This is a genomic window from Shewanella sp. 10N.261.52.F9 (assembly GCF_041471165.1).
Taxonomy (GTDB): domain Bacteria; phylum Pseudomonadota; class Gammaproteobacteria; order Enterobacterales; family Shewanellaceae; genus Shewanella; species Shewanella marinintestina.
In genome coordinates, this window is sequence record NZ_JBFRNX010000023.1 from 135,079 (window position 1) to 155,053 (window position 19,975).

5 protein-coding genes and 1 pseudogene are annotated in these 19,975 nt (G+C 46.7%); all 6 read left to right on the forward strand.

Annotation, left to right across the window (positions count from 1 at the left end; all coding sequences use genetic code 11):
• Positions 1-310 precede the first annotated feature (310 nt).
• Positions 311-1,177 (forward strand): transcriptional regulator, encoded by an 867-nt coding sequence (locus tag AB4298_RS15085; RefSeq protein WP_371987351.1) that lies wholly within the window; start codon positions 311-313, stop codon positions 1,175-1,177.
• The gene (gene pfaA, locus AB4298_RS15090; RefSeq protein ID WP_371987353.1) at positions 1,177-9,507 is read left to right on the forward strand and encodes an eicosapentaenoate synthase subunit PfaA; all 8,331 of its coding nucleotides are present in this window, start codon (positions 1,177-1,179) and stop codon (positions 9,505-9,507) included. The genes AB4298_RS15085 and pfaA overlap by 1 nt, the downstream gene beginning before the upstream one ends.
• Positions 9,507-11,816 (forward strand): eicosapentaenoate synthase subunit PfaB, encoded by a 2,310-nt coding sequence (gene pfaB / locus AB4298_RS15095; protein ID WP_371987354.1) that lies wholly within the window; start codon positions 9,507-9,509, stop codon positions 11,814-11,816. The genes pfaA and pfaB overlap by 1 nt, the downstream gene beginning before the upstream one ends.
• Complete coding sequence (gene pfaC, locus AB4298_RS15100; protein ID WP_371987356.1) at positions 11,816-17,782, forward strand: eicosapentaenoate synthase subunit PfaC; 5,967 nt, start codon at positions 11,816-11,818, stop codon at positions 17,780-17,782. The genes pfaB and pfaC overlap by 1 nt, the downstream gene beginning before the upstream one ends.
• Positions 17,783-18,036: 254 nt before the next feature.
• Complete coding sequence (gene pfaD / locus AB4298_RS15105; protein ID WP_249000890.1) at positions 18,037-19,665, forward strand: eicosapentaenoate synthase subunit PfaD; 1,629 nt, start codon at positions 18,037-18,039, stop codon at positions 19,663-19,665.
• A 91-nt stretch (positions 19,666-19,756) separates the two neighbouring features.
• Positions 19,757-19,964 (forward strand): annotated as a pseudogene (locus AB4298_RS21385) (hypothetical protein); the annotation flags it as partial.
• Positions 19,965-19,975: the final 11 nt, after the last annotated feature.

Genomic DNA, 19,975 nt, shown 5'->3' on the forward strand with positions numbered 1-19,975 from the left:
ACTGATGGTTATTCATCAGTAGGTAAAGTGTAAATAAGCATTAATCAAACACCGTTCACACTTTTATTTTAGCGCTTGATTCAACTGCTAAAAACACCAGCTTAGCTTACAAGCGTTCTCTCAATCTGGTCGTATCTGTAATTATTCAGTCCCAGGTGATTGTATTGCCCCATCAGCTCAGGTAGTCTGCTGTGCCATTAGCTAAACAATATTGACTAGATAACGATAAAATGTGGCTTAGCGCTAAGTTCACCTTTACTTGCATCGTTATTAAGTCCCAACAGATTATTAACGGATATCCGCTAAACTGATGGCAAAAACAAATAGTGAACACTTAGAAGAAGCTAATATTAGTTCGAATAAGTGTACGCAAATAGAAAATGAAGCTAGGCATCGCAATGCCACGACTACACCCGAGATGCGTCGATTCATACAAGAGTCGGATCTCAGTGTCAGTCAACTTTCTAAAATATTAAATATCAGTGAAGCCACCGTACGTAAGTGGCGCAAACGCGACTCTGTCAAAAACTGCCCCAATACTCCGCATCACCTCAATACCACGTTAACCCCACTGCAAGAATATGTGGTGGTGGGTTTGCGTTACCAATTGAAGATGCCACTAGACACCCTATTAAAAGCAACCCAAAAATTTATTAATCCAAATGTTTCACGCTCCGGGTTAGCAAGGTGTTTAAAGCGTTACGGTGTATCTCGCGTCAGCGACATACAAAGCCCGAATGTGCCGATGCGTTACTTTAATCAAATCCCGGTGACCCAAGGCAGCGACGTGCAAACCTATACCTTGCACTATGAAACGCTGGCTAAAACCTTGGCACTGCCAAGTACCGACGGTAACAATGTGGTGCAAGTGGTATCACTGACTATTCCGCCACAATTGACCGAAGAAACACCCAGTTCAATTTTGCTCGGCATCGATCCTCACAGCGACTGGATCTATCTCGACATCTATCAAGATGGCAATACTCAAGCCACAAATCGATATATGACCTATGTACTTAAACATGGGCCATTCCATTTACGAAAGTTACTCGTACGTAACTATCACACCTTTTTGCAGCGCTTTCCTGGTGCGACGCCAAATCGCCACACCTCAGAAGAAACGCATACAACAAACAACAAGACGCCTGATACTCAGGCACCCAGCGGAGACTCATAATGAGCCAGACCTCTAAACCTACAAAATCAGCAAACGCGACTGAGCAAGCACAAGACTCACAAGCTGATTCACGCCTAAATAAACGCCTTAAAGATATGCCTATTGCTATCGTGGGCATGGCAAGCATCTTTGCCAACTCTCGCTACCTGAATAAGTTTTGGGACTTAATCAGCGAGAAAATCGATGCGATTACTGAATTACCATCGACTCACTGGCAACCAGAAGAGTATTACGACGCCGATAAAACCGTAGCCGATAAGAGCTACTGTAAGCGTGGTGGTTTCCTGCCAGATGTGGACTTCAACCCAATGGAATTTGGCCTGCCGCCAAACATTTTGGAGCTTACCGATTCATCACAGCTATTATCGCTGATCGTTGCTAAAGAAGTCTTGGCCGATGCCAACCTGCCTGAAGGTTACGACCGAGATAAAATCGGTATTACTTTAGGTGTCGGCGGTGGTCAAAAAATTAGCCACAGCCTAACAGCACGTCTGCAATACCCAGTATTAAAGAAAGTATTTTCAAACAGCGGCATTAGCGACACCGACAGCGAAATGCTGATCAAGAAATTCCAAGACCAATACGTACACTGGGAAGAAAACTCATTCCCGGGATCTTTAGGTAACGTGATTGCAGGTCGAATCGCTAACCGTTTCGACTTTGGCGGCATGAACTGTGTGGTCGATGCAGCCTGTGCAGGCTCGCTTGCCGCAATGCGCATGGCACTGACAGAGCTAACCGAAGGTCGATCTGAAATGATGATCACCGGTGGTGTGTGTACCGATAACTCACCGTCTATGTATATGAGTTTCTCAAAGACACCAGCCTTTACCACTAACGAAACCATTCAGCCATTTGATATCGACTCAAAAGGCATGATGATTGGTGAAGGTATTGGTATGGTAGCCCTTAAACGCCTTGAAGATGCTGAGCGCGATGGCGACCGCATTTACTCTGTGATTAAAGGTGTGGGTGCATCATCAGATGGTAAGTTTAAATCGATCTACGCCCCTCGACCATCGGGTCAAGCTAAAGCACTAAACCGCGCCTATGATGACGCTGGTTTTGCGCCGCACACATTGGGACTCATTGAAGCTCACGGAACAGGTACTGCAGCAGGTGACGCAGCAGAGTTCACCGGCCTTTGCTCAGTATTTGCTGATGGCAACGATAGCAAACAGCACATCGCACTTGGCTCTGTTAAATCACAAATTGGCCATACTAAATCAACAGCGGGTACCGCTGGTTTAATCAAAGCGGCCCTTGCACTGCATCACAAAGTGCTACCTGCAACGATTAACGTCAGTCAGCCAAGCCCTAAGCTTGATATTGAAAACTCACCGTTTTATCTAAACACTGAGACTCGCCCATGGCTGCCACGTGTTGATGGTACGCCGCGCCGCGCGGGTATTAGCTCATTTGGTTTTGGTGGCACTAACTTCCACTTTGTACTAGAAGAGTACAACCAAGAACACAGCCGTAGTGATAGCGAAAAAGCTAAGTATCGTCAACGCCAAGTCGCCCAAAGCTTCCTAATAAGCGCAAACGATAAAGCTGCGTTAATTAACGAGCTAAACACACTAGCAGCATCAGCGAACCAAGCAGAATTTATTCTTAAAGATGCAGCCGCAAACCACTCAGTCCGTGAGCTTGATAAAAATGCACCACGTATCGGTTTAGTTGCAAACACCGCTGAAGAGTTAACAGGCCTAATTCAGCAAGCTGTAGCAAAACTGTCTGCAAGCGATGATAACGCATGGCAACTACCAGGCGGCACAAGTTATCGCGCCGCAGCAATCGACGGTAAAGTTGCCGCACTGTTTGCAGGCCAAGGTTCACAATACCTAAATATGGGTCGCGACCTTGCTTGTTATTACCCAGAGATGCGTCAGCAATTTGTGATGGCTGATAAGGTATTTGCTGCAAACGATAAAACGCCGTTATCGCAAACCTTATATCCAAAGCCAGTATTTAATAAAGATGACTTAAAAGCCCAAGAAGCGATTTTGACCAATACCGCCAATGCCCAAAGTGCAATCGGTGCAATTTCAATGGGTCAATACGCCTTATTCAGCGCTGCAGGCTTTAATGCCGATATGGTAGCCGGTCATAGTTTTGGTGAATTAAGCGCACTGTGCGCTGCAGGTGTTATCAGCTCTGATGATTACTACAAACTAGCCTTTGCCCGTGGCGATGCTATGGCGACTAAAGCCCCGGCTAAAGACGGCGTTGAAGCTGACTCTTCACAGGATAATGGTAGCATGTTTGCAATCATAACCAAGAGTGCTGCAGACCTTGAAACCGTTGAAGCCACCATTGCTAAATTTGCTGGCGTTAAAGTCGCAAACTATAACGCGCCAACTCAATCTGTCATTGCAGGCCCAACAGCCACAACTGCAGATGCTGCTAAGGCGCTAAGTGAGCTTGGTTATAAAGCAATAAACCTACCAGTATCGGGTGCATTCCACACTGAATTGGTTGGTCATGCTCAAGCACCATTTGCTAAAGCGATTGACGCAGCTAAATTCAATAAAGCCAGCCGCGCACTTTATTCAAATGCCACTGGCGCGCTGTACGATGCTACCGCTGCAAAGATTAAAGCCTCGTTTAAGAAACATATGCTTCAATCAGTACGCTTTACTAGCCAACTAGAAGCTATGTATGACGCCGGTGCACGCGTATTTGTTGAGTTTGGTCCGAAGAACATCTTACAAAAGCTTGTTCAAGGCACGCTGGCCAATACTGAAAATGAAGTTTGCACAATCTCTATAAACCCTAATCCTAAAGGTGATAGTGATCTGCAGCTTAAGCAAGCAGCAATGCAACTGGCCGTTACCGGTGTTGTATTAAGCGAAATCGACCCATACCAAGCCGATATTGCCGCTCCAGCTAAAAAGTCACCTATGAGTATTTCGCTAAACGCTGCTAACCATATCAGCAAAGCGACTCGCGCTAAGATGGCCAAATCTTTAGAAACTGGCATCGTCACTTCACAAATCGAACATGTGATCGAAGAAAAAATCGTTGAAGTTGAGAAGTTGGTTGAAGTAGAGAAGCTCGTAGAAAAAATCGTAGAAGTCGAAAAGATTGTTGAAGTTGCAGCAGTTACATCAGGTAACGAGCAAGCCACTTATCATTCAACCAATGCAACCCCAGTTGAAGCCCATTCAGCTCAAGAGAATCAAGTAGTGTCTAAAAATAGTAAGCCAGCAGCGCATAATATTAGCAGCGATGCACTCAGCAACTTTTTTGCCGCCCAGCAGCAAACAGCCCAGCTACATCAGCAATTCTTAGCTATTCCACAGCAATATGGTGAGACGTTCACTACATTGATGACAGAGCAAGCTAAGCTGGCAGGTTCTGGTATTGCGATCCCAGAGAGCTTACAACGCTCAATGGAGCAGTTCCACCAGCTACAAGCGCAAACACTACAAAGCCACACGCAATTCCTTGAGATGCAAGCGGGCAGCAATATTGCCGCATTGAACCTGCTAAATGGCGGCCGAGCAACTTACGCTCCAGTCATTCACAATGAGGTAATTCAAAGCCAAGTTGTTGCTCAAGCTGCGATTGCAGCGCCAGTTAACGCTACGCCAGTGCAGCCTACTCAAGCCCCACAAGCCCAGCCTGCACCGGTAACAGCTCCAGCTCCTATTCAGGCTCCAGCTGTACAATCAGCTCCTGTTCAAACGGCTCCAGTACAAGTTGCTCGTCAAGCTGCGCCTGCTCAAGCGACTATCGTTCCGACCCATACAAGTGTTGCGACTACAACGCCTTCAGCCTTGAGCGCGCAAACAGCCTTGAGCACTGAATCAGCCCTGAGCGCTGCAAATGTTCAAGCCACTATGCTTGAAGTGGTTGCCGAAAAGACCGGTTACCCAACTGAAATGCTAGAGCTTGAAATGGATATGGAAGCTGACTTAGGCATCGATTCTATCAAGCGCGTTGAAATTCTTGGCACAGTACAAGATGAGCTACCGGGTCTACCTGAGCTTAGCCCTGAAGATTTAGCAGAGTGCCGCACACTGGGCGAAATCGTAGCGTACATGAACAGCAAACTTTCATCTGTTCCAGTTACTGCTTCTGCGACTATTGCACCAGCTGTAAACGGTTTGAGCGCTGAAACAGCACTGAGCGCAGCAAAAGTGCAAAGCACTATGATGTCAGTGGTTGCTGAAAAGACTGGCTACCCAACTGAAATGCTAGAGCTTGAAATGGATATGGAAGCCGATTTAGGCATCGATTCAATCAAGCGCGTTGAAATTCTTGGCACTGTACAAGATGAGCTACCGGGTTTACCTGAGCTTAGCCCTGAAGATCTAGCTGAGTGTCGTACGCTTGGTGAAATCGTTAGCTACATGAACTCTAAGCTGTCTACAAATGCCGCTGCGTCTCTTAATGTTGGTACCGCTGAAGACTCTACTGTTTCATCTACACCAGCTGCAAACGGTCTAAGTGCTGACAAAGTACAGGCTACTATGATGTCAGTAGTTGCCGAAAAGACTGGCTACCCAACTGAAATGCTAGAGCTTGAAATGGATATGGAAGCCGATTTAGGCATCGATTCAATCAAGCGCGTTGAAATTCTTGGCACAGTACAAGATGAGCTACCGGGTCTACCTGAGCTTAGCCCAGAAGATCTAGCCGAATGTCGTACTCTAGGCGAAATCGTTAGCTATATGAACTCTAAGCTTTCTACAAGTACCGCTGCGTCTCTTAATATTAGTGCTGCTGCAGCGCCTCAAGCAGCTGCTATTCCTGCAGCGAATGGTCTAAGTGCTGACAAGGTACAGGCGACTATGATGTCTGTGGTTGCCGAAAAGACTGGCTACCCAACTGAAATGCTTGAACTTGGCATGGATATGGAAGCCGATTTAGGTATCGACTCAATTAAACGCGTTGAAATTCTTGGCACAGTGCAGGATGAGTTACCAGGTTTACCTGAGCTTAACCCAGAAGATCTAGCTGAGTGTCGTACGCTAGGCGAAATCGTTACTTATATGGGCAGTAAACTGCCAGCTGAAGGCTCTATGAACTCTCAGCTTTCATCAGTTGCTGTTACAGCTTCTGCGACTGTTGCACCAGCTGAAAATGGTCTAAATGCAGAAACAACCTTGAGCGCACAAAAGGTACAGGCGACTATGATGTCTGTAGTTGCAGAAAAAACCGGTTACCCAACTGAAATGCTAGAGCTTGGCATGGATATGGAAGCCGATTTAGGCATCGACTCAATTAAGCGTGTTGAAATTCTTGGCACAGTACAAGATGAGCTACCGGGTTTACCTGAGCTTAACCCAGAAGATCTAGCTGAGTGTCGTACACTGGGCGAAATCGTTAGCTACATGAACTCGAAGCTTTCTACAAGTGCAGCTGAAGGCTCTCCTCTTTCATATGCTGCTATTGCACCAGCTACAAACGGTCTAAGCGCAGACAAGGTACAGGCGACTATGATGTCTGTAGTTGCAGAAAAAACCGGTTACCCAACTGAAATGCTTGAACTTGGCATGGATATGGAAGCCGATTTAGGTATCGACTCAATTAAACGCGTTGAAATTCTTGGTACAGTTCAAGATGAGTTACCGGGTTTACCAGAGCTTAATCCTGAAGATCTAGCAGAGTGTCGTACGCTGGGCGAAATCGTGGCTTATATGGGCAGTAAACTGCCAGCTGAAGGCTCTGCTAATACAAGTGCCGCTGCGTCTCTTAATGTTAGTGCCGCTGAAGGCTCTACTCTTTCATCTGCACCAGCAGCAATCTCGGCAGAACCAACCGTAGAGCTTCCTCCTCATAGCGAGGTAGCGCTAAAAAAGCTTAATGCGGCGGACAAGCTAGAAAATTGTTTCGCCGCAGACGCAAGTGTTGTGATCAACGATGATGGTCACAACGCAGGTGTTTTAGCTGAGAAACTAATTAAACAAGGTCTTAAAGTTGCCGTTGTGCGTTTACCTAAAGGTCAGCCTCAATCGCCACTTTCAAGTGACGTTGCCAGCTTTGAACTTACCTCAAGCGATGAGTCTGAGCTAGAGACAAGTATTGCTGCAGTTATCGCGCAGATTGAAACTGAGGTTGGCACTATTGGTGGCTTTATCCACTTGCAACCAGAAGCGAATACCGCAGAGCAAACAGCAGTTAACCTCGATGTGCAAAGCTTTACTCACGTGAGCAATGCGTTCTTGTGGGCAAAACTGTTGCAACCTAAGCTAGTTGTACAGTCACAACAGTCAGCAACAGACACTCGTCGCTGTTTTGTCACAGTAAGCCGTATCGACGGTGGCTTTGGTTACTTAAATACTGACGCCCTAAAAGGTGCAGAACTTAACCAAGCGGCATTAGCGGGGTTAACTAAAACCCTAAGCCATGAATGGCCACTGGTTTTCTGTCGTGCGCTCGATATTGCAACCGATGTTGATGCCACTCATTTAGCCGATGCGATCACTAGCGAACTATTTGATAGCAACGCTCAACTTCCTGAAGTGGGTATCTGTTTCGGTAAAAAAGATCAGCTAACTCGAGTGACCTTAGTTGCCGGAGAAGCTGCAGACAAAACAGCAAAAGCTGAGCTTAACAGTACAGATAAAATACTGGTGACCGGGGGTGCAAAAGGCGTAACCTTCGAATGTGCACTAGCACTGGCTAAACGTACTCAGTCACACTTTATCTTAGCAGGCCGTAGTGAATTACAAGCTTTGCCAAGCTGGGCTGCAGGTAAGCAAACCAGCGAGCTAAAGTCAGCGGCAATCGCTCATATTATCTCGACAGGTCAAAAGCCAACGCCAAAGCAAGTTGAAGCCGCGGTGTGGCCAGTACAGAGCAGCATTGAGATTAATGCTGCCCTAGCTGCCTTTAGCGAGGTTGGAGCATCAGCTGAATACGTGAGCATGGATGTAACCGACAGCGCAGCAATCACCGCAGCACTTAACGGTCGCTCAAATGAGATCACCGGTCTTATTCACGGCGCAGGCGTACTAGCAGATAAGCATATTCAAGATAAAACTCTTGCTGAGCTAGCTCGCGTTTACGGCACTAAAGTCAATGGCTTAAAAGCATTGCTCGCAGCACTTGAACCAAGCAAGATAAAATTACTTGCTATGTTCTCATCTGCAGCTGGTTTTTACGGTAATACCGGCCAAAGTGACTATGCGATGTCAAACGACATTCTTAACAAGGCAGCGTTGCAGTTCACTGCTCGCAATCCACAAGCTAAAGTCATGAGCTTTAACTGGGGTCCTTGGGATGGCGGCATGGTTAACCCTGCGCTTAAAAAGATGTTTACCGACCGTGGTGTATACGTCATTCCACTAAAAGCAGGCGCAGAACTATTTGCGACTCAGCTATTAGGTGAAACTGGCGTGCAGTTGCTAATTGGTACTTCAATGCAAGGCGGAAGCGACACAAAAGCAACTGAGACTGCTTCTGTAAAAAAGCTTAATGCGGGTGAGGTGCTAACGGCATCGCATCCGCGTGCTGACGCACAAAATTTACCTTTGCAAGCAGTCACTGTTACTCGAACATTAACCCCAAGTGCGATGGTCTTCATTGAAGATCACCGCATTGGCGGTAACAGCGTGCTGCCAACGGTATGTGCTATTGACTGGATGCGTGAAGCGGCGAGCGATATGCTCGGCTCTCAGGTAAAAGTCATAAATTACAAACTGCTAAAAGGTATTGTATTTGAAACCGATGCAGCTCAAGAGTTAACCCTTGAGCTAACGCCAACAGGTGAAGATGCAACACTGAATGCGTTGATCAGCAGTAATGGTCGCCCACAATATCAAGCAACACTTGTAGGTAACATCACCACTGAGTACGCTAGCAAGCAGTTTAACTTAAGCGCAGCTAAGGTTATCACCACAGCGAAGGAACTTTATAATAACGGCACCTTGTTCCATGGTCCGCGCTTACAAGGTATCGAGTCGGTAACGCATTTCGACGACCAAGGTCTAATCGCCAAGGTAGCCTTGCCTAAAGTTGAACTTAGCGATTGTGGTGAGTTTTTACCACAATCTCATGTCGGCGGCAGTCAGCCATTTGCTGAAGATCTATTGCTGCAAGCCATGCTGGTTTGGGCAAGACTTAAAACTGGCGCGGCGAGTTTGCCATCAAGCATTGGTGAGTTTATCTCAAACCAACCAATGGCCTTTGGTGAAACCGGTACCATTGAGCTTGAAGTGATTAAGCACAACAAACGCTCACTTGAAGCTAACGTTGCGCTATATCGTGACAGCGGCGAGTTAAGTGCCATGTTTAAGTCGGCTAAAATCACCATTAGCAAAAGCTTAAATCCCGCATTTTTACCTGCTGCGTTAGCAAATGACAGTGAGGCGAATTAGTGGAAGCAACGCCTAATTCAAGTGTGATGCCACTTCGCATCGCACTTATCTTACTGCCAACGCCGCAGTTTGATATTAACACTGTCGACCAGTCAGTTTTAGCGAGCTATCAAACCGTGCAGCCAGAGCTAAATGCCCTGCTTAACAGTGCACCGTTACCTGAAATGCCCAGCATCACTATCTCTGATGATAGCGATGCAAACAGCTTTGAGTCGCAGCTAAATGCTGCGACCAACGCAATTAACAATGGCTATATCGTCAAGCTTGCTACAGCAACTCACGCTTTGTTAATGCTGCCTGCATTAAAAGCGGCGCAAATGCGGATCCATCCTCATGCGCAGCTTGCGGCTATGCAACAAGCTGAAGTTACGCAAATTAGTCAAGCATCTGGTGATCTAAAGCCTGCCTCAAATGCGCTAAGCCTGTCTCTTTTACAAGCCAAACGTAGCTTAAGTGATGTCAGCGTGAATGAGTGTTTTGAGAATCTCAATAGTGAACAGCAGTTCACAGAGGTTTATTCGCTTATTCAACAGCTTGCTAGCCGCACCCATGTGAGAAAAGAGGTTAATCAAGGTGTGGAACTTGGCTCTAAACAGGCCAAAAGCCATTATTGGTTTAGCGAATTTCATCAAAACCGCGTTGCCGCCATCAACTTTGTTAATGGCCAACAAGCAACCAGCTATGTGCTAACCCAAGGCACAGGCTCATTAGCACCTAAGTCGATGCTAAGCGGCCAAAGATTAATGTTTATCTTGCCCGGCAATAGTGAGCAAGATATTGCAGCATCGATAGCTAAGCTAATGCAGCAATTAGCCAGCTTGCAGGTAACAGAGACTGGTGAGCTTTCTCTAGCGCATCAGCAAGTGCTGCTCAGCATAATGCATGACAATTTGGTTAACGCAGCGAGATTGTTTAATAGCCATAATAAGCGCGCTTATCAGGCTGTTATTCAAGCGAGCTCATTCGCCGCGGCTAAACAAGAGTTAAGTGCGCTGAACGATGCCTTGACCTCACTTTTTGCCGAACAAACAAACGCTAATTTAAGTAATGACTGCTTAATCCAATATAAAACCCCAGCAGGCAGTTATTTGACCCTAACGCCGCTAGGTAATAGCGATAACGACGCCCAAGCGGGTCTCGCTTTTGTTTATCCTGGTGTGGGTACGGTTTATGCCGATATGCTTAATGAATTGCATCAGTACTTCCCTGCTCTTTACGCCAAACTTGAGCGTGAAGGCGATTTAAAGTCGATGCTACAAGCTGAAGACATCTATCATCTTGACCCTAAACATGCTGCCAAGATGAGCTTAGGTGACTTAGCCATTGCTGGCGTGGGTAGCAGCTACTTGTTAACTCAGCTGCTAACCGATGAGTTTAATATTAAGCCTAATTTTGCTTTAGGTTACTCAATGGGTGAAGCATCGATGTGGGCAAGCTTAGGCGTATGGCAAAACCCGCATGCGCTAATTAGCAAAACCCAAACCGACCCACTTTTCACTTCGGCAATTTCCGGCAAACTAACCGCTGTTAGACAGGCTTGGCAGCTCGATGACACCGCCGCTGAGATCCAGTGGAATAGCTTTGTGGTTAGAAGTGAAGCCGCGCCAATTGAGGCGTTACTAAAAGATTATCCACACGCTTACCTCGCGATTATTCAAGGTGACACCTGCGTCATTGCGGGCTGTGAAACCCAGTGTAAAGCACTACTTGCAGCACTGGGTAAGCGCGGCATTGCTGCCAATCGCGTAACGGCCATGCATACCCAACCTGCGATGCAAGAGCATCAAAATGTGATGGATTTTTATCTGCAACCGTTAAAAGCTGAGCTTCCTAGTGAAATAGGCTTTATCAGCGCCGCAGATTTAACCGCTAAGCAAACGGTGAGTGAGCAAGCACTTAGCAGCCTAGTCGTTGCTCAGTCTATTGCCGACACCTTCTGCCAAACCTTGGACTTTACCGCGCTAGTACATCACGCCCAACATCAGGGCGCTAAGCTGTTTGTTGAAATCGGTGCTGATAGACAAAACTGCACCTTGATCGACAAAATTGCTAAACAAGATGGTGCCAGCAGTGCACAACATCAGCCTTGTTGCACTGTGCCAATGAACGCCAAAGGTAGCCAAGATATTACCAGCGTGATTAAGGCTATAGGCCAATTAATTAGCCATAACGTGCCGTTATCGCTGCAACCATTTATTGATGGACTCAAGCGCGAGCTAGCGCATTGCCAATTAATCGCCCACTCGGCGGCAAAGCAGTCAACTGCGATTGAGTCTAACCAAGACCATTTACTTCAAGGGGAAGTCTAATGTCATTACCAGACAATGCTTCTAACCCTCTTTCCCAAAGTGGAAAAGGCGCGACTAACGCAAGTAAAACCAGTAAACAAAGCAAAATCGCCATCGTCGGTTTAGCCACTCTATATCCAGATGCTAAAACCCCGCAAGAATTTTGGCAGAACCTGCTGGATAAACGTGACTCTCGCAGCACCTTAACTAACGAAAAGCTCGGTGCCAACAGCAGCGATTACCAAGGTGTGCAAGGTCAGTCTGACCGCTTTTATTGTAATAAAGGCGGCTATATTGAAAACTTTCAATTTAACCCTGCGGGCTACAAGCTGTCAGAGCAAAGCTTAACTGGTTTAGATGACAGCTTTCTTTGGGCGCTAGACACCAGCCGCAATGCGTTAACGGATGCCGGAATTGATATCAACGGCGCAGACTTAAGCCGCACAGGTGTAGTAATGGGCGCTTTATCGTTCCCAACTACCCGCTCCAACGATCTGTTTTTGCCGATTTATCACAGCGCGGTTGAGAAAGCCCTGCAGGATAAACTCGGCGCAAAAGCATTTAAGTTAAGCCCAACTAATGCCCATACAGCTCGAGCGGTAAATGAAAGCAACCTAAATGCTGCCAATGGCGCCATTGCCCATAACAGCTCAAAAGTGGTTGCCGATGCATTAGGTCTTGGCGGCGCACAGCTAAGCCTTGATGCCGCCTGTGCAAGTTCGGTTTACTCATTAAAGCTTGCTTGTGATTACTTAAGCACTGGCAAGGCCGATATCATGTTGGCTGGCGCAGTCTCTGGCGCGGATCCTTTCTTTATCAACATGGGATTCTCGATTTTTCACGCCTACCCAGATCACGGTATTTCAGTGCCGTTTGATGGCAGCAGTAAAGGCTTATTTGCCGGCGAAGGCGCTGGCGTATTAGTGCTTAAACGTCTTGAAGATGCAGAGCGCGACAATGACAAAATCTATGCGGTTGTCAGTGGCGTAGGTCTATCAAACGACGGTAAAGGCCAGTTTGTATTAAGCCCGAACCCTAAAGGTCAGGTAAAAGCCTTTGAACGTGCCTATGCCGCCAGTGATATTGAGCCAAAAGACATTGAAGTGATTGAGTGCCACGCAACGGGTACACCGCTGGGTGATAAGATTGAGCTCACTTCAATGGAAACCTTCTTTGAAAACAAGCTGCAAGGTTCTGATGCACCGTTAATTGGTTCAGCCAAGTCTAACTTAGGCCACCTATTAACCGCAGCCGGCATGCCGGGGATCATGAAAATGATCTTCGCCATGAAAGAAGGTTACCTGCCGCCAAGTATCAACATCAGTGATGCCATCTCTTCACCGAAAAAACTGTTTGGTAAACCCACTCTGCCTAGCATGGTTCAAGGCTGGCCAGATAAACCGTCTAACAATCATTTTGGTGTGAGAAGTCGTCACGCCGGCGTATCGGTTTTTGGTTTTGGTGGTTGTAATGCTCACCTTTTGCTTGAGTCATATAACGGCAAAGGCACTGTAAAGACAAAACCCACTCAAGCCGCGCGTCAAGCTGAGCCGCTAAAAGTGGTTGGCCTTGCCTCACACTTTGGTCCGCTTAGCAGTATCAATGCACTCAACAATGCTGTGACTCAAAACGGTAACGGTTTTATCGAACTGCCGAAAAAGCGCTGGAAAGGCCTTGAAAAGCACAGTGAATTACTGGCTGAATTTGGCTTATCAGCAGCGCCAAAAGGCGCCTATGTCGATAACTTCGAGCTAGACTTTTTACGCTTTAAACTGCCACCTAACGAAGATGACCGTTTGATCTCACAGCAGCTAATGCTAATGCGAGTGACAGACGAAGCGATTCGTGATGCCAAGCTAGAGCCGGGGCAGAAAGTGGCGGTACTAGTCGCAATGGAAACCGAGCTTGAACTGCATCAGTTCCGCGGCCGGGTTAACTTGCATACTCAGTTAGCACAAAGCCTTGCTGCCATGGGCGTCAGTTTATCAACGGATGAATACCAAGCGCTTGAAGCCATTGCCATGGACAGTGTGCTTGATGCTGCCAAGCTGAATCAGTACACCAGCTTTATTGGCAATATTATGGCGTCACGTGTGGCGTCACTATGGGACTTTAATGGCCCAGCCTTTACTATTTCAGCAGCTGAGCAATCAGTCAGCCGTTGTATCGATGTGGCGCAAAACCTCATCATGGAAGACAACCTTGATGCCGTAGTCATTGCTGCGGTTGATCTGTCAGGTAGCTTTGAGCAAGTTATCCTCAAAAACGCTATTTCACCAGTGGCAATCGAGCCAAATCTCGAAGCTAATAAGTGGAAGGTAGGTGAAGGTGCTGGTGCTATCGTATTAGTCAAAGATGAAGCGACATCTGGCTGCTCATACGGCCAAATTGATGCGCTTGGATTTGCTAAAACTGCCGAAACCGCTTCGGCAACCGACAAGTTACTGAGCCAAACTGCTACCGACTTTAATACCGTTAAAGTGATTGAAACCATGGCAGCACCTGCTAGCCAAATTCAATTAGCGCCAATAGCAGGCACTCAGATTATTCATACCGCTGCTGAGCAGCGTATTGGTCACTGCTTTGCCGCAGCGGGTATGGCAAGCCTATTACATGGCTTACTTAACTTAAATACTGTAGCCCAAACCAATAAAGCCAGTTGCGCGCTAATCAACAATATTAGTGAAAACCAATTATCACAGCTATTGGTTAGCCAAACAGCGAGCGAACAACAAGCATTAACTGCCCGCTTAAGCAGTGAGCTTAAATCGGATGCTAAGCACCAGTTGGTTAAGCAAGTCACCTTAGGTGGCCGCGATATCTACCAACATATTGTTGATACGCCGCTTGCAAGCCTTGACGTGATTACGCAAAAGATGGCGCAAGCGACAGCATCGACCGTGGTCAACCAAGTTAAACCGATTAAGGCCACTAGTTCAGTCGAAACGGCTAGCTCATTCGAAACGGAAAGCTCAGTAGAGCCACAAATAACAATTGCAGCACAACAGACTGCAAACATTGGCGTCACCGCTCAGGCACCCAAACGTGAATTAGGTACCCCACCAATGACAACAAATACCATTGCTAATACAGCAAATAATTTAGACAAGACTCTTGATACAGCTACTGGCGATCTTGCTAGTTTCCAACTCAATCAACAGCTCACTCAGCAAGCTCACTTAGCTTTTCTAGAGAGCCGCAATGCCGGTATGAAGGTGGCTGATGCTTTATTGAAGCAGCAGCTAGCGCAAGTAACAGGGCAAACTATCGATATTCAGGCCGGCGATATTCAAGCCGTCGATACTCAAACTATCGATGCCCAAACAAGCGAGAATGTGGCTATTGCTGAAAAATCGCCAGTTCAAGTGACTGCACCTGCTCAAAGCAGTATTGTCGAGTTAAAACCAGATCACGCTAATGTGCCACCTTACACGCCGCCAGTACCAGCGTTAAAGCCGTGTATCTGGAACTATGCCGATTTAGTCGAATACGCAGAGGGCGATATCGCCAAGGTATTTGGCAGTGATTATGCCATTATCGACAGCTACTCACGCCGCGTACGTCTACCAACCACCGACTATCTATTGGTATCGCGCGTCACCAAACTTGATGCGACCATCAATCAGTTTAAGCCATGCTCAATGACCACTGAGTACGACATCCCTGTTGATGCGCCTTATCTAGTTGATGGGCAAATTCCTTGGGCGGTAGCAGTAGAATCAGGCCAATGTGACTTGATGCTTATCAGCTACTTAGGTATCGATTTTGAGAACAAAGGCAATCGTGTTTATCGTTTACTTGATTGTACCCTCACCTTCTTAGGTGACTTGCCTCGTGGCGGCGACACGCTGCGCTATGACATTAAGATCAACAACTATGCTCGCAACGGCGACACCTTGTTGTTCTTCTTCTCGTATGAGTGTTTTGTTGGCGACAAAATGATCCTCAAGATGGATGGCGGTTGTGCTGGCTTCTTCACTGATGAAGAACTTGCCGACGGTAAAGGGGTTATTCGCACTGAAGAAGAGATTAAAGCTCGCAGCCTAGTGCAAAAGCAGCGCTTTAACCCACTACTTGATTGCCCTAAAACTCAGTTTAGCTATGCCGATATTCATAAGCTATTAACGGCTGATATTGCAGGTTGTTTTGGCCCAAGCCACAGTGGCGCCCACCAGCCGTCTCTTTGCTTCGCATCAGAAAAATTCTTGATGATTGAACAAGTTAGCAAGGTTGACCGCACCGGTGGTACTTGGGGGCTAGGTTTAATCGAAGGCCATAAGCAGCTTGAAGCAGACCACTGGTATTTCCCGTGTCACTTTAAGGGCGACCAAGTGATGGCTGGCTCATTAATGGCTGAAGGTTGTGGTCAATTACTGCAGTTCTATATGCTGCACCTTGGTATGCACACCCAAACTCAAAATGGTCGCTTCCAGCCACTTGAAAACGCATCACAGCAAGTACGCTGTCGCGGGCAAGTGCTACCACAATCTGGTGAGCTAACTTACCGTATGGAAGTGACTGAAATCGGTTTCAGCCCGCGCCCATATGCTAAAGCTAACATCGATATTTTGCTAAACGGCAAAGCGGTTGTGGATTTCCAAAACCTAGGGGTGATGATTAAAGAGGAAGGTGAGTGTACTCGTTATCCGCTTTTGACTGAATCAACAACGGCTAGCACTACACAAGTAAACGCTCAAACAAGTGCGAAAAAGGTATATAAGCCAGCATCTGTGAACGCACCATTAATGGCGCAAATCCCAGATCTAACCAAAGAGCCAAATAAGGGCGTTATTCCGATTTCCCACGTTGAAGCGCCAATTACGCCAGACTACCCGAACCGAGTACCAGATACTGTACCGTTTACGCCGTATCACATGTTTGAGTTTGCTACAGGTAATATCGAAAACTGTTTCGGCCCAGAGTTCTCAATCTATCGCGGCATGATCCCGCCACGCACACCATGTGGTGACCTGCAGGTGACCACTCGCGTTATCGAAGTCAACGGTAAGCGCGGCGACTTTAAAAAGCCATCATCGTGTATTGCTGAATATGAAGTACCTGCAGATGCTTGGTATTTCGATAAAAACAGCCACGGCGCAGTGATGCCGTATTCGATTTTGATGGAGATCTCACTGCAGCCTAACGGCTTTATCTCTGGTTACATGGGTACAACCCTCGGCTTCCCAGGCCTTGAGCTGTTCTTCCGTAACTTAGACGGTAGCGGTGAGTTACTACGTGATGTTGACCTACGCGGTAAAACTATTCGTAACGACTCACGTTTATTATCAACCGTTATGGCGGGTACTAATATCATCCAAAGCTTTAGCTTCGAGCTAAGCACTGATGGTGAGCCTTTCTATCGCGGTACCGCAGTATTTGGTTACTTTAAAGGTGACGCGCTTAAAGATCAGCTAGGTCTAGATAACGGTAAAGTCACGGAGCCATGGCATGTGGCTAATGGCGTAGCGGCAACCACTAAAGTAAACCTACTCGATAAGAGCTGCCGTCACTTTACTGCGCCAGCTAACCAGCCACACTACCGCCTAGCAGGTGGTCAGCTGAACTTTATCGACAGCGTTGAGATTGTTGATAATGGTGGCACCGAAGGTCTAGGTTACTTATATGCCGAGCGCACCATTGACCCAAGTGACTGGTTCTTCCAATTCCACTTCCACCAAGATCCGGTTATGCCAGGTTCACTCGGTGTTGAAGCGATTATTGAAACCATGCAGACTTACGCTATTAGTAAAGACTTAGGCGCTGGTTTCAAAAATCCTAAATTTGGTCAGATTTTATCGAACATTAAGTGGAAGTATCGCGGTCAAATTAATCCGCTGAACAAGCAGATGTCGATGGATGTGAGCATTACTTCAGTCAAAGATGAAGATGGTAAGAAAATCATCACAGGTAATGCCAGCCTAAGTAAAGATGGTCTGCGCATATACGAAGTATTTGATATAGCCATATCCATCGAAGAATCTCTTTAAATCGGAGTGAGTGACTGGCTATTTTACTCAATTTCTGTGTCAAAAGTGCTCACCTATATTCATAGGCTGCGCGCTTTTTTCTGGAAATTGAGCAAAAGTATCTACGTCCTAACTCGATTTATATAATGAATGATTTAATAGCAACTAGCTGCGATCTAAACCATTAAAAAGTGAATGAATTAGATTGAAAATTTAGTTAAAAGAACAGCTAAGAGCCACAAGCTCGATATAAATAATTAAGGGTCTTACAAATAATGAATCCTACAGCAACTAACGAAATGCTTTCTCCGTGGCCATGGGCTGTGACAGAGTCAAATATTAGCTTTGACGTACAAGTGATGGAGCAGCAACTTAAAGACTTCAGCCGTGCATGCTACGTGGTAAACCACAGTGAGCAAGGCTTTGGTATTGCGCAAACCGCTGATATCGTGACCGAACAAGCGGCTAACAGCACTGATCTTCCAGTCAGCGCCTTTACTCCGGCTTTAGGTACTGAAAGCCTAGGCGACAGCAATTTCCGCCGCGTTCACGGCGTCAAATACGCTTACTATGCTGGCGCAATGGCGAACGGCATTTCATCTGAAGAGCTAGTGATTGCTTTAGGCCAAGCAGGCATTTTGTGCTCATTTGGCGCAGCCGGTCTTATCCCTAGTCGCGTAGAAGCGGCGATTAACCGTATTCAAGCGGCGCTACCCAATGGCCCTTACATGTTCAACCTTATCCATAGCCCAAGCGAGCCAGCATTAGAGCGTGGCAGCGTTGAGCTATTTTTAAAGCACAAAGTGCGCACCGTTGAAGCCTCAGCTTTCTTAGGCCTAACGCCGCAAATCGTTTATTACCGCGCAGCAGGCTTAAGCCGCGATGCACAGGGTAAAGTCGTTGTAGGTAACAAGGTTATCGCTAAAGTTAGCCGCACCGAAGTGGCTGAAAAGTTTATGATGCCAGCGCCAGCTAAAATGCTACAAAAACTAGTGGATGACGGTTCTATCACCCCTGAGCAGATGGAGCTAGCGCAACTTGTGCCAATGGCGGATGACATCACCGCAGAAGCCGACTCTGGTGGACACACGGATAACCGCCCACTAGTGACACTGCTGCCAACAATTTTAGCGCTGAAAGAAGAAATTCAAGCTAAATACCAGTACGACACCCCTATTCGTGTCGGTTGTGGCGGCGGCGTTGGTACACCCGATGCAGCGCTGGCAACGTTTAACATGGGCGCAGCCTATATTGTTACCGGCTCTATCAACCAAGCTTGTGTTGAAGCCGGAGCCAGCGAGCACACTCGTAAACTACTTGCCACCACTGAAATGGCCGATGTGACTATGGCGCCAGCGGCAGATATGTTCGAGATGGGCGTAAAACTGCAAGTGGTTAAGCGCGGTACACTATTCCCAATGCGCGCTAACAAATTGTATGAGATCTACACCCGCTACGACTCAATTGAAGCAATTCCATTAGACGAGCGTGAAAAGCTTGAAAAACAAGTATTCCGTTCAAACCTAGATGAAATTTGGGCAGGTACAGTGGCGCACTTTAATGAGCGTGATCCTAAGCAAATTGAACGTGCAGAGGGCAACCCTAAGCGTAAAATGGCGCTGATTTTCCGTTGGTACCTAGGGCTTTCAAGCCGCTGGTCAAATTCTGGCGAAGTAGGCCGTGAAATGGATTATCAAATTTGGGCTGGTCCGGCTCTTGGTGCCTTTAACCAATGGGCAAAAGGCAGCTATTTAGATAACTACCAAGACCGTAATGCAGTCGATTTAGCCAAGCATTTAATGTATGGCGCAGCGTACTTAAATCGTATTAACTCTTTGACGGCCCAAGGCGTTAAAGTGCCTGCACAGCTACTGCGTTGGAAGCCAACTCAAAGAATGGCTTAATACGCCTTAAAAAGCATCAGTCTAGAAGGCCACTAATCTGATTAGTGGCTTTTTAAAAACCGAAAGTCACACTTTATGCGCTGTTCAGGTCGCCCTTAACCAATGCCCAAAAGGTAGCTACTTAGACAACTATTCAAAAAAAGCTATTCAAAAACAAGCAAGACCGTAATGCAGTCGATTTAGCCAAGAACTTAATGTACGGCGCTGCGTACTTGAATCGTATTAATTCTTTGACTGCTCAAGGCGTAAAAATACCAGCACAATTACTGCGCTGGAAGCCAACTCAAAGAATGGCTTAAAGTCAGCCTTG